Annotated in this window: 15 protein-coding genes; 3 read left to right on the top strand and 12 right to left on the bottom strand. The window is 68.4% G+C overall.

The window, feature by feature from the left end; translation table 11 throughout:
• Window positions 1-23: 23 nt before the first annotated feature.
• Window positions 24-770, bottom strand: coding sequence for a MipA/OmpV family protein (locus C3942_RS14805; protein ID WP_104231132.1), 747 nt, complete (start codon window positions 768-770; stop codon window positions 24-26).
• The gene (orn, locus tag C3942_RS14800; RefSeq protein WP_104231131.1) at window positions 767-1,342 is read right to left on the bottom strand and encodes an oligoribonuclease; all 576 of its coding nucleotides are present in this window, start codon (window positions 1,340-1,342) and stop codon (window positions 767-769) included. The genes C3942_RS14805 and orn overlap by 4 nt, the downstream gene beginning before the upstream one ends.
• Window positions 1,343-1,396: 54 nt before the next feature.
• Here orn and C3942_RS14795 point away from each other — a divergent pair, with 54 nt between their 5' ends.
• Complete coding sequence (locus tag C3942_RS14795; RefSeq protein ID WP_104231130.1) at window positions 1,397-1,735, top strand: 4a-hydroxytetrahydrobiopterin dehydratase; 339 nt, start codon at window positions 1,397-1,399, stop codon at window positions 1,733-1,735.
• Between the two features lie 75 nt (window positions 1,736-1,810).
• Here C3942_RS14795 and recR read toward each other — a convergent pair whose 3' ends face one another.
• The 5 genes from recR to ppsR all read right to left on the bottom strand — a co-directional run bounded on the left by recR (window position 1,811) and on the right by ppsR (window position 7,780).
• Window positions 1,811-2,413: a recombination mediator RecR gene (gene recR, locus C3942_RS14790; protein WP_104231129.1), complete on the bottom strand. Its 603-nt coding sequence runs from the start codon at window positions 2,411-2,413 to the stop codon at window positions 1,811-1,813.
• A gap of 44 nt (window positions 2,414-2,457) precedes the next feature.
• Window positions 2,458-4,149 carry an alkaline phosphatase D family protein gene (locus C3942_RS14785; RefSeq protein WP_104231128.1) on the bottom strand — a complete coding sequence of 564 codons (1,692 nt, stop codon included), beginning with the start codon at window positions 4,147-4,149 and terminating at the stop codon, window positions 2,458-2,460.
• A gap of 86 nt (window positions 4,150-4,235) precedes the next feature.
• Window positions 4,236-5,498 (bottom strand): alkaline phosphatase PhoX, encoded by a 1,263-nt coding sequence (locus tag C3942_RS14780; RefSeq protein ID WP_104231127.1) that lies wholly within the window; start codon window positions 5,496-5,498, stop codon window positions 4,236-4,238.
• An 11-nt stretch (window positions 5,499-5,509) separates the two neighbouring features.
• On the bottom strand, window positions 5,510-6,832 hold the full coding sequence (locus C3942_RS14775) for an alkaline phosphatase PhoX (protein ID WP_104231126.1): 1,323 nt from the start codon (window positions 6,830-6,832) through the stop codon (window positions 5,510-5,512).
• 108 nt (window positions 6,833-6,940) lie between these two features.
• On the bottom strand, window positions 6,941-7,780 hold the full coding sequence (gene ppsR, locus C3942_RS14770; RefSeq protein WP_243393616.1) for a posphoenolpyruvate synthetase regulatory kinase/phosphorylase PpsR: 840 nt from the start codon (window positions 7,778-7,780) through the stop codon (window positions 6,941-6,943).
• A gap of 77 nt (window positions 7,781-7,857) precedes the next feature.
• Between ppsR and ppsA the strand changes: the two genes are divergently transcribed.
• Window positions 7,858-10,233, top strand: coding sequence for a phosphoenolpyruvate synthase (gene ppsA, locus C3942_RS14765; RefSeq protein WP_104231124.1), 2,376 nt, complete (start codon window positions 7,858-7,860; stop codon window positions 10,231-10,233).
• On the top strand, window positions 10,233-10,886 hold the full coding sequence (locus tag C3942_RS14760) for a ribonuclease T2 family protein (RefSeq protein WP_104231123.1): 654 nt from the start codon (window positions 10,233-10,235) through the stop codon (window positions 10,884-10,886). Before ppsA ends, C3942_RS14760 begins: the two co-directional genes overlap by 1 nt.
• Window positions 10,887-10,925: 39 nt before the next feature.
• On the opposite strand, the gene C3942_RS14755 is transcribed toward C3942_RS14760, so the two are convergent.
• The 5 genes from C3942_RS14755 to C3942_RS14735 all read right to left on the bottom strand — a co-directional run bounded on the left by C3942_RS14755 (window position 10,926) and on the right by C3942_RS14735 (window position 18,426).
• On the bottom strand, window positions 10,926-11,606 hold the full coding sequence (locus C3942_RS14755) for a DUF4336 domain-containing protein (RefSeq protein WP_104231122.1): 681 nt from the start codon (window positions 11,604-11,606) through the stop codon (window positions 10,926-10,928).
• Between the two features lie 62 nt (window positions 11,607-11,668).
• Window positions 11,669-12,628 carry an MBL fold metallo-hydrolase gene (locus C3942_RS14750; RefSeq protein ID WP_104231121.1) on the bottom strand — a complete coding sequence of 320 codons (960 nt, stop codon included), beginning with the start codon at window positions 12,626-12,628 and terminating at the stop codon, window positions 11,669-11,671.
• Window positions 12,629-12,644: 16 nt separating this feature from the next.
• On the bottom strand, window positions 12,645-14,081 hold the full coding sequence (locus tag C3942_RS14745) for an efflux transporter outer membrane subunit (protein WP_104231120.1): 1,437 nt from the start codon (window positions 14,079-14,081) through the stop codon (window positions 12,645-12,647).
• Window positions 14,078-17,236, bottom strand: coding sequence for an efflux RND transporter permease subunit (locus C3942_RS14740; protein WP_104231119.1), 3,159 nt, complete (start codon window positions 17,234-17,236; stop codon window positions 14,078-14,080). Before C3942_RS14740 ends, C3942_RS14745 begins: the two co-directional genes overlap by 4 nt.
• Window positions 17,233-18,426: an efflux RND transporter periplasmic adaptor subunit gene (locus C3942_RS14735; protein ID WP_104231118.1), complete on the bottom strand. Its 1,194-nt coding sequence runs from the start codon at window positions 18,424-18,426 to the stop codon at window positions 17,233-17,235. The genes C3942_RS14740 and C3942_RS14735 overlap by 4 nt, the downstream gene beginning before the upstream one ends.
• Window positions 18,427-18,553 lie beyond the last annotated feature (127 nt).

Genomic DNA, 18,553 nt, shown 5'->3' with positions numbered 1-18,553 from the left:
CACTCAGCACTCAGCACTGCTTTTCACAGCGGCAGCCGGTAGCTGGCGCCGATGAACAGCGTGCTCTCCCACTCCGAGTCCACCAGCGGGCTGTCCTCGATGTCGCTGCCGAGCCAGCGTCCGCCGAGCAGGCCGGTCAGGGTCCAGCGCGGCGTCAGCGGGTAGAAGGCACTGAGGCCCAGTTGCGGCACCACGACGTTGCCCGGCTCGTAGCCGGCGGCAAAACCCGCTTCGCCCGGCTTCAGGCCGTAGTAATACGCGGTGAAGTCCTCGCTGAGCAGGTTCAGGCCCAGGCTCGGCGCCAGCACGAAGTCGCCCAGGAGGGTCGGGCGCGAAACCCGCAAGCCCACCTCGTAGCCGCCGTGGCGGTCCAGCAGGTCCGCCAGCACGTGCGCATCGAGCAGCAGGCGCTCGGTCAGCGGCATGCTGATGCCCAACCCGCCCTCGAAGGTCTGCTTGCGTTCCTCGATGTCCAGCCGCGGATCGAGATCGCCGGACTCCAGGCTGTTGAGGCGGAAATTGCCCAGCAGCGACAGACGGTAGGCGTCCTGGCGCAGGAACGACCAGCCCAGGGTCAGGCCCTGCAGGAAGAAGTCTCCGTACTGGCCCTGTACGAACGGCAGCCCGGTGACCTCGGTATCGTTGCCGACGTAGACCTGGTCGAACACCAGCGCCCCGGCGCCGAAGCTGACGTAGTTGCCCTGCTGCGCCGCCGCCGGCAGGGCGGCAGCGGCCAGCAGCGATGCGGCGAGGAAGGGGCGGATGATCATGGGGACTCCGTGTCGTGCGGTTGCGCGGCGGCGATCAGGAAATGCTGGCGGTAGTAGCGCAGTTCCGCGATGGAATCGCGCACGTCGTCCAGCGCCAGATGGGTCGAGGACTTCACGAAGCCCTTGGAGATGGCGGGCGTCCAGCGCGAGCACAGCTCCTTGAGCGTGCTGACGTCGAGGTTGCGGTAGTGGAAATGCTTCTCCAGCCGCGGCATCCAGCGCGCCAGGAAACGGCGGTCCTGGCAGATCGAGTTGCCGCACATCGGCGACTTGCCGGCAGGTACCCACTGCGACAGGAACTCCAGGGTCATCGCCTCGGCCGCGGCATCGTCCACCCGGCTGTCGCGCACGCGCTGGGTCAGGCCGGAGCCGCCGTGCTGGCGCGTGTTCCAGTCGTCCATCGCGGCCAGCTCCTCGTCGCTCTGCTTCACCGCGATGACGGGGCCCTCGGCCAGCACCTTGAGGTTCTGGTCGGTGACGATGGTGGCGATCTCGATGATGCGATGGCGCTCGGGCACCAGGCCCGTCATCTCGAGGTCGATCCAGATCAGGTTGGAAGCATGGGCAGGCATGTGAGGGCGCAGTTTAGGCGATAATCCCGAATCTTAATCTACGGGAGCCCGGCCATGTCCGACCTCGCCTCCAAGCGCTGCGTGGCCTGCGAGGGTGACGCCAAGGCGCTGGACCTTGCAGCCTGCATGAAGCTCAAGGAGCAGTTGCCGGAGCGCTGGCGCCTGCTGCGCGAAGGCAGGATGCTCCGCGCGGAATTCACCTTCCGCACCTATTACCAGACCACCGCCTTCGTCAACGCCGTGGCCTGGATCGCGCATTCCGAGAATCACCACCCGGACATCGACTTCAGCTACAAAGTCGCCAAGGTCAGCTGGTGGACCCATGCGGTCAACGGCCTCACCGAGAACGACTTCATCTGCGCGGCGAAGGTGGAAAAGCTGCTGGCTGAATAGCCAAGCCCGTAGCAGCGGCCGTTGGCCGCGATCCTGAGTGTCGCGGCCAACGGCCGCTCCTACAAAAAGCGGGAATCAGACCGGCGTACGCCCGCTCAGCGCATGCGCCAGCGTGCCGCCGTCCACGTATTCCAGCTCGCCGCCCATGGGCACGCCGTGGGCGATGCGCGTCACCCGGACGCCCTGCCCGCGCGCCATCTCCGCCAGGTAATAGGCGGTGGCCTCCCCCTCCACGGTGGGATTGGTGGCGATGATCATTTCCTGCACCTCGCCCGCGGCCAGCTGCGCCTGCAGCCGGTCCAGGCCCAGTTCCTCCGGACCGATGCCGTCCAGGGGCGACAGGCGACCCATCAGCACGAAGTAGCGCCCGCGGTAGGAGGTGCCGCCCTCGATCGCCATCAGGTCGGCCGGCGACTCGACCACGCAGAGCTGGCCGGCGGCGGTGCGCGAGGACGAGCAGTAGCGGCAGTTCTCGCCCTCGTCGCAGAACATGCGGCAGCTGGGACAGCGCCCGATGCCGCCGAGGGCTTCCACCAGGGTCTCGCCCAGCAGCTGCGCCCCCTGGCGGTCGCGGTCCAGCAGGTGGAAAGCCATGCGCTGCGCCGACTTGGGACCGACGCCCGGGAGGCGGCGCAGGGCCTCGATCAGGCGGCTGAGACGGGGAGAATAGGCGGACATGGCGGGATTTTACCCCGCCATGCGCATCGCCAGCGCAACGGCGCTCAGGCCACCAGGGCCGGGGCGTCCGTCCTCGGTTCCGTCTGCCCGGCCGAGCTCAGGCGGTTGCTGCCGTCCTCCGTCGCGAAAGCCGTGCCGAAGCTTTCGTTCTCGCTGACCGCGTCGATGGTGTCCACGTACCAGAACTCGCCGGTCACCCTCTCCGGCACGATGTCCAGCAGCAGGTAGCCCTTGCGCGCCACGTCCACGTACTTCATGTGGGGGTTCAGCAGGCGCAGCGCCCCGGCGATCGGGTTCAGCGGCTCCAGTCCCGGGGAGGTCACCGAGGTGCAGACGAACTCCACCGCGCGCGAACCCTCGCCGGTCAGCCCGTTGTAGACCAACGGGTTGTTGGGGTCCTCGGAAATGTCCATGGCCCAGGAGCTGTGGATGTCGCCGGTCAGCACCACCACGTTGTCCAGGTCCAGGCCCGAGATCAGGTCGAGCACGCGCTGGCGCTCGGCGCGGTAGCCGTCCCACTGGTCGGTGTTGATGATCAGTCCGCCCGTGCTGACCAGGGGCAGGCCCTGCAGCAGGGCCCGCAACTGCTCGACCGGGATGTTGGTCACCAGCGACAGCTCCGGCAGGCCCACGCGCAGCTGGCCGAACATCACCTGCTGGCCCAGGAACTTCCACTTCACGCCGCCGGCCGCTGCCAGCGTGGTGGCCAGGAAATTGCGCTGCGGCTCGCCGATCAGCTGGCGCCCCTGGTCGTTGATGCTGCCGGCGTCCAGCATCGAGGCCTGCAGGTCGCGGCCGATCAGGCGCGTGTCCAGCATCGTGAACTCCGCGAGGTCACCGTAGCGGAAGCTGCGGTAGATGCGCTCCGGGTTGGCCAGGTCCGGCGTGCGGATCGGCATCCACTCGTGGTAGGCCTGGATCGCCCAGGCCTTGCGCAGGGCCCACTCGCCCTCCTCGCCCTCGGTGTGGTTGTTGGCGCCGTCGCGCCAGCTGTTGTCGGCGGTCTCGTGGTCGTCCCAGACCGCGATGAAGGGATGCTGCCGGTGCACCGCCTGCACATCCGCCTCGCGCTTGTAGTAGGCGTGGCGCGTGCGATAGTCGGCCAGCGTCAGGATCTCGTGGTCGGGCTCGTAGGGACGCGCGTCGCCGTACTCGCCGGTGCCGTATTCGTAGATGTAGTCGCCCAGATGCAGCACCACGTCCAGGTCGGGCCGCTGCGCCAGCTTGCGGTAGGCGTTGAAGTAGCCATGGGCATAGCTGGAGCAGGACACCACGCCCACGCGCAGGCGCTCCACCGCGCCCGAGGGCGCGGTGCGCGTGCGTCCCGATGGCGAAGTCTGCCCGCCGGCGCGGAAGCGATAGTAGTAGGTGGTGGCCGGCTGCAGGCCGGCGGCATCCACCTTGACGGTGTAGTCGCGCGCCGCGTCGGTGGTGAAGCTGCCGCGCTGGACGACATGCCGGAACTCCGGGTCGGAGGCCACGTCGTAGCTCACCGGCACGTGCTCCGCGGTCGAGGTGACGCGGGTCCACAGGATCACCCGGTCCGGCAGCGGATCACCGCTGGCGATGCCGTGCAGGAACTCGGCGTCGCCGCCGCCCCCGATGGGATCGGAGCTGCCGCAACCGGGCAGCAGGGGCAGCGCGCCGAAGGCGGCGGCACCGCCGGCGCGGCGCAGGAAGTCGCGGCGGCTCAGGCCGCTCTTGCGGCGGGTGGAACGACGACGTGGTCCGGACATGCGGTTTTTCCCCAGTACTCGAAATGCAGAATCAAAGAATTCAGGACAGGCGACGGGCCCCGCTCTCGCGGCGGATGCCCGGCAGATCAGGCGTTCCTGAAGAACGGCCCGGTGATCTCGAACGTCACCCCTCGGTTGCCCCCGCGCGAAGGACCACGCTGCGAGCTGAAGTATAGGCGCGAGCCATCCGGCGAGAAGGCGGGGCCGGCGATCTCGGAGTCGGCATGCTCGACCTGGCACAGCGGATAGGCCCGCTCCGGCGTCACCACCACCAACTCCATGTTGCCGCCGTCCTCGGCCACCAGCACGTCGCCGAACTGGCTCACGGTGATGTTGTCGACGCCGCTCAGCGGGCGCTCCGGATACCAGTCGTCGTCGTAGACCAGGTCCAGGGTGTCGGCGCGCAGGTCATGGCACCACACGCAGTTGTCGCCCTTGCTGGTGAAGTACATCAGTCCGGCGTGGTACCAGATGCCCTCGCCGCCGTTGAAGCGTGTGGCCGCCACCACCTGGTTGCGGGTCTCGGGATCCTGGAAGCTGCCGGAACGGTAGCGGGGCTGCGGCGTCGGCACGGCATGCCAGCGCAGGGCGCGGGTGCGCCTGGGATCGTCGCCGATGGCCTCCAGCACCTCCAGCACGCCGCCGGCACTCCAGTCCGGGCGTCCCGAGGCCGTGCCGGCGGGGCGGAAGCGGTAGAAGCAGCCGTCGCCGCGGTCCTCGGTCAGGTACAGGTAGCCGGTCTGCGGGTGCACCGCCACGGCCTCGTGGTTGAAGCGGCCCAGCACCGGCACGCGCTGCGCCTCGGCGGCGCCGCTGGGGTCGCATTCGTAGACCCAGCCGTCGACCACTTCCTCGCAGGACAGCCAGGTGCCCCAGGGCGTGAGGCCCCCGGCGCAGTTGTTGCGCGTGTTGCGCAGGATCGGATACGCCGAGTTCAGCGTACCGTCGGCGCCGAAGCGCAGGGCGCCGACCCCGCCGTTGCCGCCGGAGGGCGCCAGCAGGTTGAAGCCGGCTTCCTCGCTGTTGGAAACATAGACCCAGCCGCCGTCCGGCATCGCGAAGCAGGCGCCGCCATCCGGGTCCACGTGCCAGCGGTAGCTGCTGCCGGCCGCCGGCGGCTCGCCCTGCACCGCCACGATGCGGGAGCGGAACCCGGCCGGCAAGCGCACGCCATTGGCATCCGCCGCGCCCAGGGGGCCGATGCGGTCGAGGTTGCTGACGCGTCCCCCCACCGGGCCGGTGCTGCCGCCGCGGGCATTGCTGGAGCCGCCGCAGGCCGCCAGGAGCGGGCCCAGCGCCAGGGCGCCGGAGCCGAGGAACAGTTGCCGCAGGAAATCGCGCCGGTCCATGTCCAGGCTCCTCAGGGGCAAACGCCGCCGGGGCAGGCCGAGAACGGCAGGGTCACCTCGAAGGTGATGCCGCTGCCGGCACGCCCCAGGCGGCCGCTGCGCTGCGCGCTGAAATACAGGCGCCGGCCGTCCGGCGAGAAGGCCGGACCGGTGATCTCGGAGTCGGTGTCGGGCACGCCATCGGCATTGGTCACCTGCAGCAGCGGCAGCACACGGCGGTTCGGCAGGATCACACAGATCTGCATGTCGCCGCCATCCTCGGCCACCAGCACGTCGCCGTGCTCGCTGACCGTGAGGTTGTCGACGCCGCTGAGGATCTTGTCCTCCCCGGTGGCCTTGTTGAAGTCATAGATGGCCTCGAGCGTCCGGGCGCGGGTGTCGTAGCACCAGATGCGGTTGTCGCCCTTGGTCGAGAAGTACACCAGGCCCTTGAAGTACCAGAGGCCCTCTCCGCCCTTGAAGAGCGTGCCGGGGGCCGCGTCGCCAAGACGGCTGCGCACGCCGGACTGGGCCTCGCCCGGGTCCACCGCGTCCTCCCAGATCACCGCCCTCGGGCGGCTCAGGTCGAAACCCTCGGGCGGGTATTGGCTGGCACCCAGTTCGGAGAACCGCAGCACCTGCAGCCTGCCCTCCTGCAGCGCGGGACGCTCCGCCCCGGGCGGCCAGTCCGCCGCCGTCGGGACCACCCGGTAGAAGCGGCCGTCGCCGGTGTCCTCGGTGAGGAACAGCTGGCGGCGCTCCGGATCCACCGCCACCGCCTCGTGCTTGAAGATGCCCAGCACCGGCCGCGCCGTGCCGTTGCCGGATTTCTGGGGATCGCATTCATGGACCCGGCCGCTGTCGGTCTCCTCGCAGGACAGCCAGGTGCCCCAGGGGGTCTTGCCGCCGGCGCAGTTGGCGCTGGTGAAGTTGAGGATGCGGTAGGAATCGACGATCCCGCCCTGCGCATCGAACTTCACCGCGCCGACGCCGCCCAGCAGCGGGAACTCGGAATTGGAGGTGTAGACCCAGCCGCCGTCCGGCGTCGGGAAGGTGGCGCCGCCATCGGGGAAGACATGCCAGAGATTCAGGCTGCCGGAGACCGGCTGGCCGGATACCGCGATCACGCGGGAGCTGAAGCCGGCCGGCAGGCGCAGGCCGTTCTCGTCCGGGGCCCCCAGCGGGCCGATGCCGGCGAACCGGCTCTCGCCCGGGACTCCCCCGTCACCTGACGAATCGCTGCTGCCGCAGCCCGCCAGTCCCAGGGTCCCGGCGGCGCCGGCGGTCCAGAAGGCAGTGCGCAGGAACTCACGGCGCGACACCGGGCCAAGGGCGGGCGCGATCAGGCGGGTCATCGTGAAACTCTCCAGGAAACAGTGGCTTGGGGGAGGCTGCTGTCCCGCGGAGAGTATGTCAGCCGGATGACGGGCGAATGACAGGAAGCTGCTTTTGAGCTGTTTTTCCTAGAACGTCGGCTTACGCAGGTTCTTCTCCTGCATCACCATCGTGGCGATTTCCTCGATCGACATGTTGGCCGAGTTCAGGAACGGCACCTGGGCCCGGCGGTACAACTGCTCGGCCTGGCGCAGTTCGTAGGCGCACTGGGCCAGGGAGGCATACTTGGAGCCCGGCCGGCGTTCGCTGCGGATCTGCGACAGGCGCTCCGGTTCCGAAGTCAGGCCGAAACACTTGTTCTCCAGGCCGCGCAGGCTGCTGGGCAGCTTCTGCTGCTCCAGGTCGTCCTCGGTCAGCGGGAAATTGGTGGCGAACAGGCCGTGCTGCAGGGCCAGGTAGAGGCTGGTCGGGGTCTTGCCGCAGCGCGAGGGGGCAATCAGGATCACGTCCGCACGGGCCAGGTCGCGGGTGGACTGCCCGTCGTCGTGCTCCATGGCGTAATTCATCGCCGAAATGCGGGAATTGTACTTCTGCTGGTTGGCCATGCCGTGGGCGCGGCCCTGGGCATGGGTGGAGGCCACGCCCAGCTCCAGTTCGATGGTGTGGATCATCAGATCGAACAAATCCAGGAAAAGCGCGTCCGCGGTGCGTAAAATAGCGCGCACCTCGTCGTTGACCGTGGTGCTGAAGATCAGCGGCCGCAGGCCGGCGTCCTTGGCGATGAAGTTGATGAAGTCCAGCGTGCTGCGCGCCTTCTCGGGCGAATTCACGAAGGGCAGCGTGGTGGTCTTGAATTCCACCGCCTCGAACTGGGTCAGCAGGGTGTGGCCCAGGGTCTCGGCAGTGATGCCGGTGCCGTCGGAAACGAAGAATACGTGGCGCAGCGGCGTCATGTTGTTGAGTTTCAACAGTTTGTGTGGTTCTGCCACTTATAAACCATAACGTGCGGTCTCCGCACGCCCCCAGCTACGCAACAGGAAAGAACGTGAGCCAAAACGTCCTCTGGTACTCCGAACTCGGCATGCATGACGTCGAGATTGTTGGCGGCAAGAATGCCTCCCTCGGCGAAATGATCCGCAACCTGGCCGCCAGCGGCGTCAAGGTGCCCAACGGCTTCGCCACCACCGCCGCCGCCTATCGCGAGTTCCTGTCCCATGAAGGCCTGGCCGGCCGCATCAACGAGATGCTGGGCAAGCTGGACGTGGACGACGTGGTCGAACTGGCCCGGGTCGGCAAGGCGATCCGCGAGGCCTGCATCAAGGCGCCCTTCCCCGCCGCCCTGGAGAAGGAGATCCGCGACGCCTACGGCAAGCTGCTGGCCGAATCCACCGCCGAGATTTCGGTGGCCGTGCGCTCTTCCGCCACCGCCGAGGACCTGCCGGACGCCTCCTTCGCCGGCCAGCAGGAGACCTTCCTGAACGTCCAGGGCATCGACAACGTCCTGCACGCGATCAAGGAAGTCTTCGCCTCCCTGTTCAACGACCGCGCCATCGCCTACCGCGTGCACCACAACTTCGAGCATGCCGCCGTGGCCCTGTCCGCCGGCGTGCAGCGCATGGTGCGCTCCGACAAGGGCGCCTCGGGCGTGATGTTCACCATGGATACCGAGTCCGGCTTCCGTGAAGCGGTATTCATCACCTCTTCCTACGGGCTCGGCGAGGCCGTGGTCCAGGGCGCGGTCAACCCGGACGAGTTCTACGCCTACAAGCCCAACCTGCGCGCCGGCCGCCCGGCGGTGCTCAAGCGCGGCCTCGGCGAGAAGGCCAAGAAGATGGTCTACTCGGCCGACCGCAAGCTCGGCCGCACGGTCGAGTTCACGCCGGTATCCACCGAGGAACGCAACCGCTTCAGCCTGAATGACGCCGAGATCGAGGCGCTGGCCAGGCAGGCGCTGATCATCGAGGACCACTACGGCCGCCCGATGGACATCGAGTGGGGCAAGGACGGCATCGACGGCCAGCTCTACATCCTGCAGGCCCGGCCGGAGACCGTGCAGTCGCGCGCCGCCGCCAACACGCTGCGCCGCTACAAGCTCAAGGGCAAGGGCGAACTGCTCAGCAGCGGCCGCGCCATCGGCCAGAAGATCGGCGCCGGCAAGGTGCGCATCCTCAACTCCATCGCCGAGATGACCCGCGTGCAGCCGGGCGACGTGCTGGTCACCGACATGACCGATCCCGACTGGGAGCCGATCATGAAGCGCGCCAGCGCCATCGTGACCAACCGCGGCGGCCGCACCTGCCACGCCGCGATCATCGCGCGCGAGCTCGGCATTCCCGCCGTGGTCGGCTGCGGTGACGCCACCGAGAAGCTCAAGGACGGCACGGAAGTGACCGTGTCCTGCGCCGAGGGCGACACCGGCAACGTCTACGCCGGCCATATCGACTTCGCCGTCGACGAGATCGCGCTGGACAAGATGCCGGACATCCCGGTCAAGATCATGATGAACGTCGGCACGCCGGAGCAGGCCTTCGACTTCGCCTCGCTGCCGCACAAGGGCGTGGGCCTGGCCCGCCTGGAGTTCATCATCAACCGCCAGATCGGCATCCACCCCCAGGCCCTGCTGGAGCTCGACGCCCAGGCGCCGGAAGTGCGCCGCATCATCGATCCGATGATCGCGCCCTACGGCAACCCGGTGGACTACTTCGTCAAGCGCCTCGCCGAGGGCATCGCCACCATCGGTGCCGCCTTCGCCCCGGAACCGGTGATCGTGCGCCTGTCGGACTTCAAGTCCAACGAATACGCCAACCTCGTGGGCGGCCGCCGCTACGAGCCGCACGAAGAGAACCCGATGCTGGGCTTCCGCGGCGCCTCTCGCTACATCAGCGAGTCTTTCCGCCCCTGCTTCGAGCTGGAGTGCCAGGCGCTGAAGTACGTGCGCGACGAGATGGGCCTGACCAACATCAAGATCATGGTGCCCTTCGTTCGCACGCTGGACGAGGCCCGCCAGGTTGGCGAGATCCTCAAGGCCAACGGCCTGGAGCGCGGCAAGAACGGCCTGCAGCTGATCATGATGTGCGAGCTGCCGAGCAATGCCGTGCTGGCCGAGCAGTTCCTCGAGTACTTCGACGGCTTCTCCATCGGCTCCAACGACATGACCCAGCTGACCCTGGGCCTGGACCGCGACTCGGGCCTGATCGCCCACCTGTTCGACGAGCGCAACGAGGCGGTCAAGGCGATGCTGAGCATGGCCATCGCCGCCTGCCGCAAGAAGAACAAGTACATCGGCATCTGCGGCCAGGGCCCCTCGGACCACCCGGAGCTGGCGCAGTGGCTGCTCGACCAGAAGATCGAGTCCATGTCGCTCAACCCGGACACCGTGGTCGAGACCTGGCTGTATCTGGCCGGCCAGAAGGCCGCCTGATGCGGGCTCTTGCCAGCCTGCTGCTGGGCCTGTGCCTGGCGGTTTCGTCGTCGGCCTGCCGCGCGGAGGCGCCGCCTGCAAAGGCGGCCGCCCCGTTCGACTACTGGATCCTGGCGCTGTCGTGGTCGCCGGAGTACTGCGCCTCCGCCAAGGGCAACGGCGAGCAGCAATGCGAACGCTCCTACCAGTTCGTGGTGCACGGCCTCTGGCCGCAGTACGAGATCGGCTACCCGCGCGACTGCCAGCGCGTGGATCGCGTGCCGTCCAGCCTGGTCGAACGCATGCTGCCGCTGATGCCCAGCGAGCGCCTGATCGAGCATGAATGGCGCAAGCACGGCGCCTGCAGCGGCCTGGACGTGAAGGAGTATTTCCTGCAGACCGAACGGGCCCGCCGCCGCCTGGTGATCCCGGACGCCTATGCCTCGCCGCAGAAGCCGATCAGCACCAACGTGGCGGAGATCGAGCGCAACTTCATCAAGGCCAATCCCGGTCTGACCGCCGAAGGCATCGCGCTGGGCTGCAAGAGCCGCTGGCTCAGCGAAGTGCGCATCTGCCTGAACCAGGAGTTCGGCTTCCGCGACTGCGGCCGCGATGTCAGCGACCGCTGCCGCGGCAGCGTCAGCATCCGCCCGAGCAACCCGGGACGCCGCTGAGCTTCATCCTTCCGCCCGGGGTCGGCCCGGGCGGAAGCTTCATTTCAGCCAGCTCAGGCCCTGCCGCACCTGCTCGCGCGCATCGCGCTCGATGACCTCGCCATGCGCCAGCACCAGGCGCTCGAAGGGCCACTGCAGCAGGCGGTCGATGCAGGCGCGCGCCTTGCGGCGCTGGACGTAGACCATCCGCAGCAGCGGATGCCAGCCGACGTTGCCGAGCAGCCCGCCCAGCTTCAGGTACCAGCGCGTCGGCGCGTGGGCGGCGTCCTTGAAGTTCTCCACCAGGTCCGCGGCGATCAGCGTGCGCGTCGCCGGGTGGTAGAACACCGTCTCGCCCAGCAGGCAGCCCTCGATCGTCAGCAGCTCGAAATCCGCCGCCCAGTCGGCATGGGGCGTCGCGGTCAGCACCGCCTTGAACGGCAGGTCGGCGCGCTTGCGATGCAGCTTGGCCGGACCGTGCAGGATCGCCTGCGGCCAGGCCGCGGCCGCCTGGCCGGCATAGAGATGGTGGAACAGGTTGGGGCAGACGATGTGCCGCACCGGGCCCAGCACGTCGATCTCGGCGCGCAGTTCCGGCGTGACCGGGACCGGCGAGTGCAGCAGCAGCCCGCCGCCGGACAGGCGCACCACCGTCATGCGCGTGCCGATGTGGAAGGCGATGAAGGTCTGCGGGGCGGCAGCGCACCAGACGCCTTCCGCCACCGGGGTCAATAGGCTCACTCGTCTCTCCCCTGTCGTTTGCGGCAGCTTACGGCAAGAATGGCCTTTCTGATCGTCCGGGCCTACGCCGCCGGCCTGTCCAGCCAGACTTCCAGGCCCTGGGCATTGAGCTCGGTATCGAAGGCCAGCAGTTCGCGCACCCTGGCCTCCGGCATCGCGCTGCCGAGCTTCTTCAGCGCCGCCAGCGCGTCCTGGTTGAGGGCCTCCAGCAGCGCCCCGTGGCGCTGCGGCGCCGTCCGCAGCGGCGTCGCCAGGGCGACGTAGCGATGCAAGCCCTCGCGCAGGTCCGCGGCCAGCTTGGTGACGTTTTCCACCACGCTGAAATGCGTCAGGAACATGCGCTCGGGCTTGAAGGAAAGATAGCGGTCCAGCGTGCCGAACCAGGCCTCCGGCTCGAACTGCACCGGGGTGGTGGTCGGGAAAAGGTACGGGCCGCCGGGACCGTCGAAGTCGCGGTAGGACAGGCCGAAGGTATCGCCGGTGAAGAAGCCGCGGCTGCTCGCATCCCAGATGCTGAAATGGTGCCGCGCATGGCCCGGCGTATCGATGAAGCGCAGCTCGGACCGGCCCAGCGGCAGCACATGGCCATCACCCGCGACGATGACACGCTCTTCGGGGATCGCCGCGATCTCGCCGTACATCTGCGCCACCGCCGCCTTGCCGTAGACCGCTTCCGCCCCGGCGATCAGCTTGGAAGGATCGATCAGGTGGCGCGCCCCGCGCGGATGCGCCACCAGCCTCGCCGCCGGCAGTTCGCGCATCAGCACGCCGGCACCGCCGGCATGGTCCAGGTGCACGTGGGTGGGAATGACGTAGCGGACCTGCTCGCGCGCGATCCCGCGCTCCGCCAGCAAGGCCAGCAGGCGCGGCACGCCGTGGGCGGTGCCCGCTTCGACGAAGGCGTATTCGCCGTCGCGGCCGACCAGGTAGCAGCAGGCCAGGCCCGGACGTTCCTGGAGGGTGTCGATGCAGGTGATGCCCCAGCCCAGGTCCTGGGCCGGCGGAAGTGGCGAGGTGTTCATGGCTTCGTCCGGAGAGCTATTTCTCCGTATTGTCGCCGCCCTGCCCCTGCGTCTGCCAGCCGCCGCCCAGCGACCGGTACAGCTGCACCAGCGACAGCTGCGCATCCAGCCGCGCCGCATCATGCGACAGCTCGGCATTGAACAGGTCGCGGTCGGCGCTGATCACGTCGAAGTAGGACGAGTAGCCCTGCTTGTAGCGCGCCTTGGAGATGTCCACCGCGCGGCGCAGCGCATCCACCTGCTGCTGCTGCGCCTGCAGCACGGCCTGCGATTTCTCCCGCGCCACCAGGCTGTCCGCCACCTCGCGGAAGGCGTTGCGCACGGTCTTCTCGTAACCCAGCAGGGCCTCGCGCTTGCGTGCGTCCGCCAGGTCCACCTGGTAGAGATTGCGCTCGGCGTTGAGCAGCGGCTGCAGCAGGCCCACGCCCACCGACCAGTTCTCGGCACCGGAGCTGAACAGCTCGGAGACATCGCCGCTGAGCACGCCGTAGCTGCCGGTCAGGGACAGCGTCGGGAACAGCGCCGCCTTGGCCGCGCCGATGCGCGCATTGGCCGCGACCAGCGCCTGCTCGGACTGCAGGATGTCCGGTCGCCGCTCCAGCAGCCGCGAAGGCAGGCCAGCCGGGGTTTCCGGCACCGGCGCCGCCGTGGCGCCGGAGGCGCTGCGCGCGATACCTGCCGGGTTGCCGCCGAGCAGCAGCGACAGCTGGTTCTCGGTCTGCGCGACGCTGCGTTCCAGTGCCGGCAGGTTGGCCTGCGCGGTGGCGAGTTGCGCCTCGGCGGTGGACACGTCCAGCCCGCTGACCACGCCCCGCTCGTACTGCGCACGGGTCAGCTTGAGGAACTCCTCGCGCGTGGTGATGGTGCGGCGCGTGATGTCGAGCCGGCGGTCGTAGGACTGCAGGCTGAAGTATGCCGTCGCGATATCCGCGACCAGGCTGTTGGCGACGCCGCGCTGGGCGTACTCGCTGGCCAGCAGGTCGGCGCGTGCGGCCTCGTTGAGGCGGCGCAGGCGGCCCCAGAGATCCAGTTCCCAGGACAAGGCCACCGCGGCCGTCCCCTGCTCGCCCAGGCGTTCAGCGCCGGGAGCGACCGAGGACTCCGACAGCTTGCGCCGGGCTGCCGAGCCGCTGGCGTCGATCTGCGGCAACTGCTGCAGGCGGCTGACGCCGGCGGTGGCGCGCGCCTGCTCGACGCGGGCGGCAGCGATGCGCAGGTCCAGGTTGCGTTCCAGGCCCTGGCGCAGCAGTGTGTTCAGGGCCGGATCCTGGTAGATCTCCCACCAGCCGAGATCCCCGTAGGAAGCCTGCGTGGCCGCGGCGTCGCCCCGGATGCGCTCCGGGGTCTCGATGCCGGGACGCTGGTAGTCAGGGCCGAGGGCGCAGGCGCCCAGCAGCGCGGCGGCGGCCAGGCCGCCCAGGCGCAAGCCGGCATGGCGGAATACGGTCTTCATGCCGTCTCTCCTTCTTCATGTGCGCTCGGCGGCTCGGGCTTGCGCGGCCTGCCAAAACGCTCGGCCATGCCCTGCAGCAGCACATAGAACAGGGGCACCATGAAGATGCCCACCAGGGTCGCCGCCAGCATGCCGAACACCACCACGGTGCCCAGCACCATGCGCGCGCCGGCACCGGCGCCGGTGGCGACGACCAGCGGTACCGCGCCGAGGATGAAGGCGAACGAGGTCATCAGGATCGGCCGCAGTCGCAGGCGGGCCCCCTCGATGGCGGCCTCCACCAGCTCCATGCCGCGCTCGTGCGACAGCTTGGCGAACTCCACGATCAGGATCGCGTTCTTCGCCGCCAGGCCGATCAGCATCACCAGACCGATCTGCGCGTAGATGTCGTTGGACATGCCGCGCCAGGCCAGGGCCGCGAAAGCGCCGAACACGGCGAAGGGGATGCCCAGCAGCACCGCGAACGGCACGATCCAGCTTTCGTACTGCGCCGCCAGCACCAGGAACACGAAGATCATCGCCGCGGCGAAGATGTACGGCGCCTGGCCGCTGGACTTCTTCTCCTGGTAGGTGGCACCGCTCCACTCGAAGGCATAACCCGCCGGCAGGTCGGCCGCCAGCTCCTCCATCGCGCGGATCGCATCGCCCGAGCTGTAGCCCGGCGCCGCCGAGCCCTGGATGGTGACGGCACGAAACACGTTGAAGCGCTCGATGTAGTCCGGACCCGACTTGCCGCGGATCTGCACCACCGTCGACAGCGGCACCATCGCCCCCTGGTCGGTACGCACGTACAGATGGTTCACTGCATCGGGGGTGGCGCGCGCCAGCCCTTCGGCCTGCGCGGTGACGCGGTAGGTGCGCCCGAACAGGTTGAAGTCGTTGATGTAGCTGCCGCCCAGGAAGGTCTGCAGCGAGCCGAAGATGTCGGACAGCGGAACGCCCAGGGTCTTGGCCTGCTCGCGGTCCACCACGTACTCCACCTGCGGCGTGGTCGGATTGAAGTTGGTGAACACGCGCTGCAGGTCCGAACGCTGGTTGGCGCGCTCCAGGAAGTCCCGCATCACGCCGACGAAGCGCTCCATGCTGCCGCCGCTGCGATCCTCCAGGATGAACTCGAAGCCGCCGGCCTGGCCGATGCCCGGGATGGAGGGCGGATTCAGTACCAGGAAGTTCGCCTCGCGGATCGCCGTCGTTTCCTTCATCAGGCGTCCCAGGATCTCCTTGGCGCTCTCGCCCTTGCCGCGCTCATGCCAGGGCTTCAGCGCCACGAAGACGGTGGCGGCGGAGGATTGGGTGATGCCGGCCAGCAGGCTGAAGCCGCTGATCGCCACGGTGTTCTGGATGGCCGGGATCTGCGCGGTGATCTCGCGATACTTGCGGACCACCTCGTCGGTGCGCTGCAGCGAAGCCGCCGGCGGCAGCGAGATGGTGGTGATCAGGTAGCCCTGGTCCTCGTCCGGCAGGAAGCCGCCCGGGCGCTTGGCCACCAGGTAGGCCGCCGCCGCGACCAGCACGCCGAACACCAGCAGGCTCACCGCGCTGCGGCGTATCGCCCGGCGCACGGTGCCGGTGTAGCGCTGCGTGGCGCGCTCGAATCCGCGGTTGAAGGCGCCGAAGAAGCGGCCGACGGGCCCGCCCCAGTGCGACTCGGCGCTGGGCTTGAGCAGCAGCGCGCAGAGCGCCGGCGTGAAGGTCAGCGCCACGAGCGCCGAGATCACCACCGACACCGACAGCGTCAGCGCGAACTGCCGGTAGAACTGCCCGGTCAGGCCCGGCAGGAAGGACACCGGCACGAACACCGCGCTCAGCACCAGGGCGATCGCGATCACCGGTCCGGACACGTCGCGCATCGCCTGCCGCGTCGCCTCGCGCGCCGACAGCCCATGGGAGTCCATCTTCTCCATCACCGCCTCGACCACCACGATGGCGTCGTCCACCACCAGGCCGATCGCCAGCACCAGGGCCAGCAGGGTCAGGGTGTTGATCGAGAAGCCCATGGCAACGAAGGCGCTGAAGGCGCCGACGATCGACACCGGCACCGCCAGCATCGGGATCAGCGTCGCGCGCCAGCTCTCCAGGAACAGGAACACCACCGCCAGCACCAGGATCGCCGCCACCACCAGGGTGTGCTCCACCTCGTAGACCGACTCCGACACGAACAGCGTGGTGTCGAAGGGGATCGAGTACTCGATGCCCTCCGGGAAGCTGTGCGACAGCTCGTCCATGGTCTTGCGCACGCCCTTGGCCACATCGAGCGCGTTGGCGTCCGGCAACTGGTAGATGCCGATGTTGGCCACCGGCTCGCCGTTGAGGCGGCTGGAGCGGGTGTAGTCGGTAGCGGCCAGCTCGACGCGGGCGATGTCCTTGAGCTGCACGATCGAGCCGTCGTTGCGCGCGCGCACCACCACGTTCTCGTAGTCGGCGGGATCGCTGAGGCGGCCGCGCACGCTCACCGCGTACTGCTTCTCCTGCCCCGGCGGCGCCGGCTCGGCGCCCACGGTACCGGCCGGCGCCACCACGTTCTGCTCGTTCAGGACCCTGGACACGTCCTGCGTGGTCACGCCCAGGCGCGCCATCTTCTCCGGGTCCAGCCAGATGCGCATGCCGTAGTCGCGGCCGCCCAGCACCACCACCTGGCCGACGCCGGGGATGCGCGCCAGCGCGTCGTAGACATTGAGCGTGGCGTAGTTGCTGAGGAACAGGTAGTCGTACTTCGGGTCGGTGGCGCGGATCGCCACCAGCAGCAGGATCTGCGGCTGGCGCTTGGTCACGGTCACGCCCTGGCGCACCACCTCCTGCGGCAGCTGGCGCTGCGCGATGGCCACCTTGTTCTGCACCTCCACCGCCGCGATGTCCTGGTCGGTGCCGATGTCGAAGGTGATGTTCAGGCTGTAGGAACCGTCGTTGCCGCTCTTGGAGCTCATGTAGAGCATGTTCGGCACGCCGTTGACCTGCTGCTCGATCGGTGCGGCCACGGATTGCTCCACGGTCGCCGCGTCGGCGCCCGGGAAGCTGGTGCTGACCACGATCGACGGCGGCGTGATCTGCGGATAGCGCGCGATGGGCAGCTGCGTCAGCGCGATGGCGCCGGCGATCGTGATGATGATCGACAGTACCGTCGCGAAGATCGGACGACTGATGAAGAACTCGCTCACGGCTGCGCCCCGGCCTTGGCCGGTTCAGCGGCGGGTGCCTTGGCGGGCGCGCCCGCTTCGGCCGGCGGCGCTTCCAGCGGCTGCGGTGCCAGCAGCGTGCCCGGCTTGAGCTTCTGCGTGCCGTCCACCGCCACGGTCTCGCCCGGCTTCAGTCCTTCCGTCACGATCCAGTCGGTGCCGATGCGCGCACCCATGGTCACGTCGCGGGTCTCGGCCTTGTTGTCGGGACCGACGATCCACAGGGAGGTACGGCCCTGAAGTTCCTGCACCGCCCGCTGAGGCACCATCAACGCATTGGGCACCTGGTCGGCCAGCACCACGACACGGGCGAACATGCCGGCCAGCAGCTGGCGCTGGGGGTTTTCCACCTCGAGGCGGATCGGCAGCGTGCCGGTGCTTTCATCCACCGCTGCGTCGATGAAGTTGAGCTTGGCCTTCTGCGGATACTTCGAGCCGTCGGCCAGGATGATCTTGAAGACGCCGTCGGTGCGCACCGGATCGCCGGCATGCAGGTCCAGGCGGCGCTGCAGCTCGATCATGCGGCGCTCGCTGATGCTGAAGTTCACGTACATCGGGTCGGATGCATAGACCGTGGTCAGCAGCGAGGTATTGGCGCTGACCAGGCCGCCGACGCGGATCTGCACGCGCCCCATGATGCCGTCGATCGGCGAAGTGATGCGGGTGTAGTCGAGATTGAGCTCGGCCGTCTTCATCGCCGCGCGCGCGGCCTCCACGGCGGCCCGGTTGGCGCTGTTGCGCGCCACCACCGAGTCCAGCTCCTGCTGGCTGACGGCATCGATCTCGGCCAGCGGCTTGACGCGTGCCAGGTCGCGCTCCGACTGCTGCAGCCCCGCCTCGGCCTCCGACAGTGCCGCCTTGGCCTGCGCCAGGGCCGCCACGAAGGGTTGCGGGTCGATCTGGAACAGCACCTGCCCGCGCTTCACCAGCTGGCCTTCCAGGGCAGACTGCTTCTCCAGCAGCCCACCGACGCGCGCGCGGATTTCCACCGTGTTGGAGGCTTCCACCTTGGCGACGTACTCCGAGGTGATCGTCGCCGGCTGCGGCTTCACCTGGATCACGCCGACGGCGAGCGGCTTGGGGCCCGCTTCCTCCGGCTTCTTGCCGCAGCCGGAGAGCGCGGCGATCAACGCCAGGACGATCAGGGAGGGGTGCATTGCAGCCTTGGACATTGTTGTTCTCCTGCACGATCACAGCGCCGGAAGCCGCCATGGGCTTACGATATAGCGGCCGCAATGATTTGCGTGATGACAATTAAAGTAGCATGCTAACGATTAGCATGCAATAATGAAGCTGCGA

The sequence above is a fragment of the Solimonas fluminis genome, assembly GCF_002930645.1.
Classification (GTDB): Bacteria; Pseudomonadota; Gammaproteobacteria; order Nevskiales; family Nevskiaceae; genus Solimonas_A; species Solimonas_A fluminis.
This window is presented reverse-complemented; position numbering and strand designations above follow the sequence as displayed.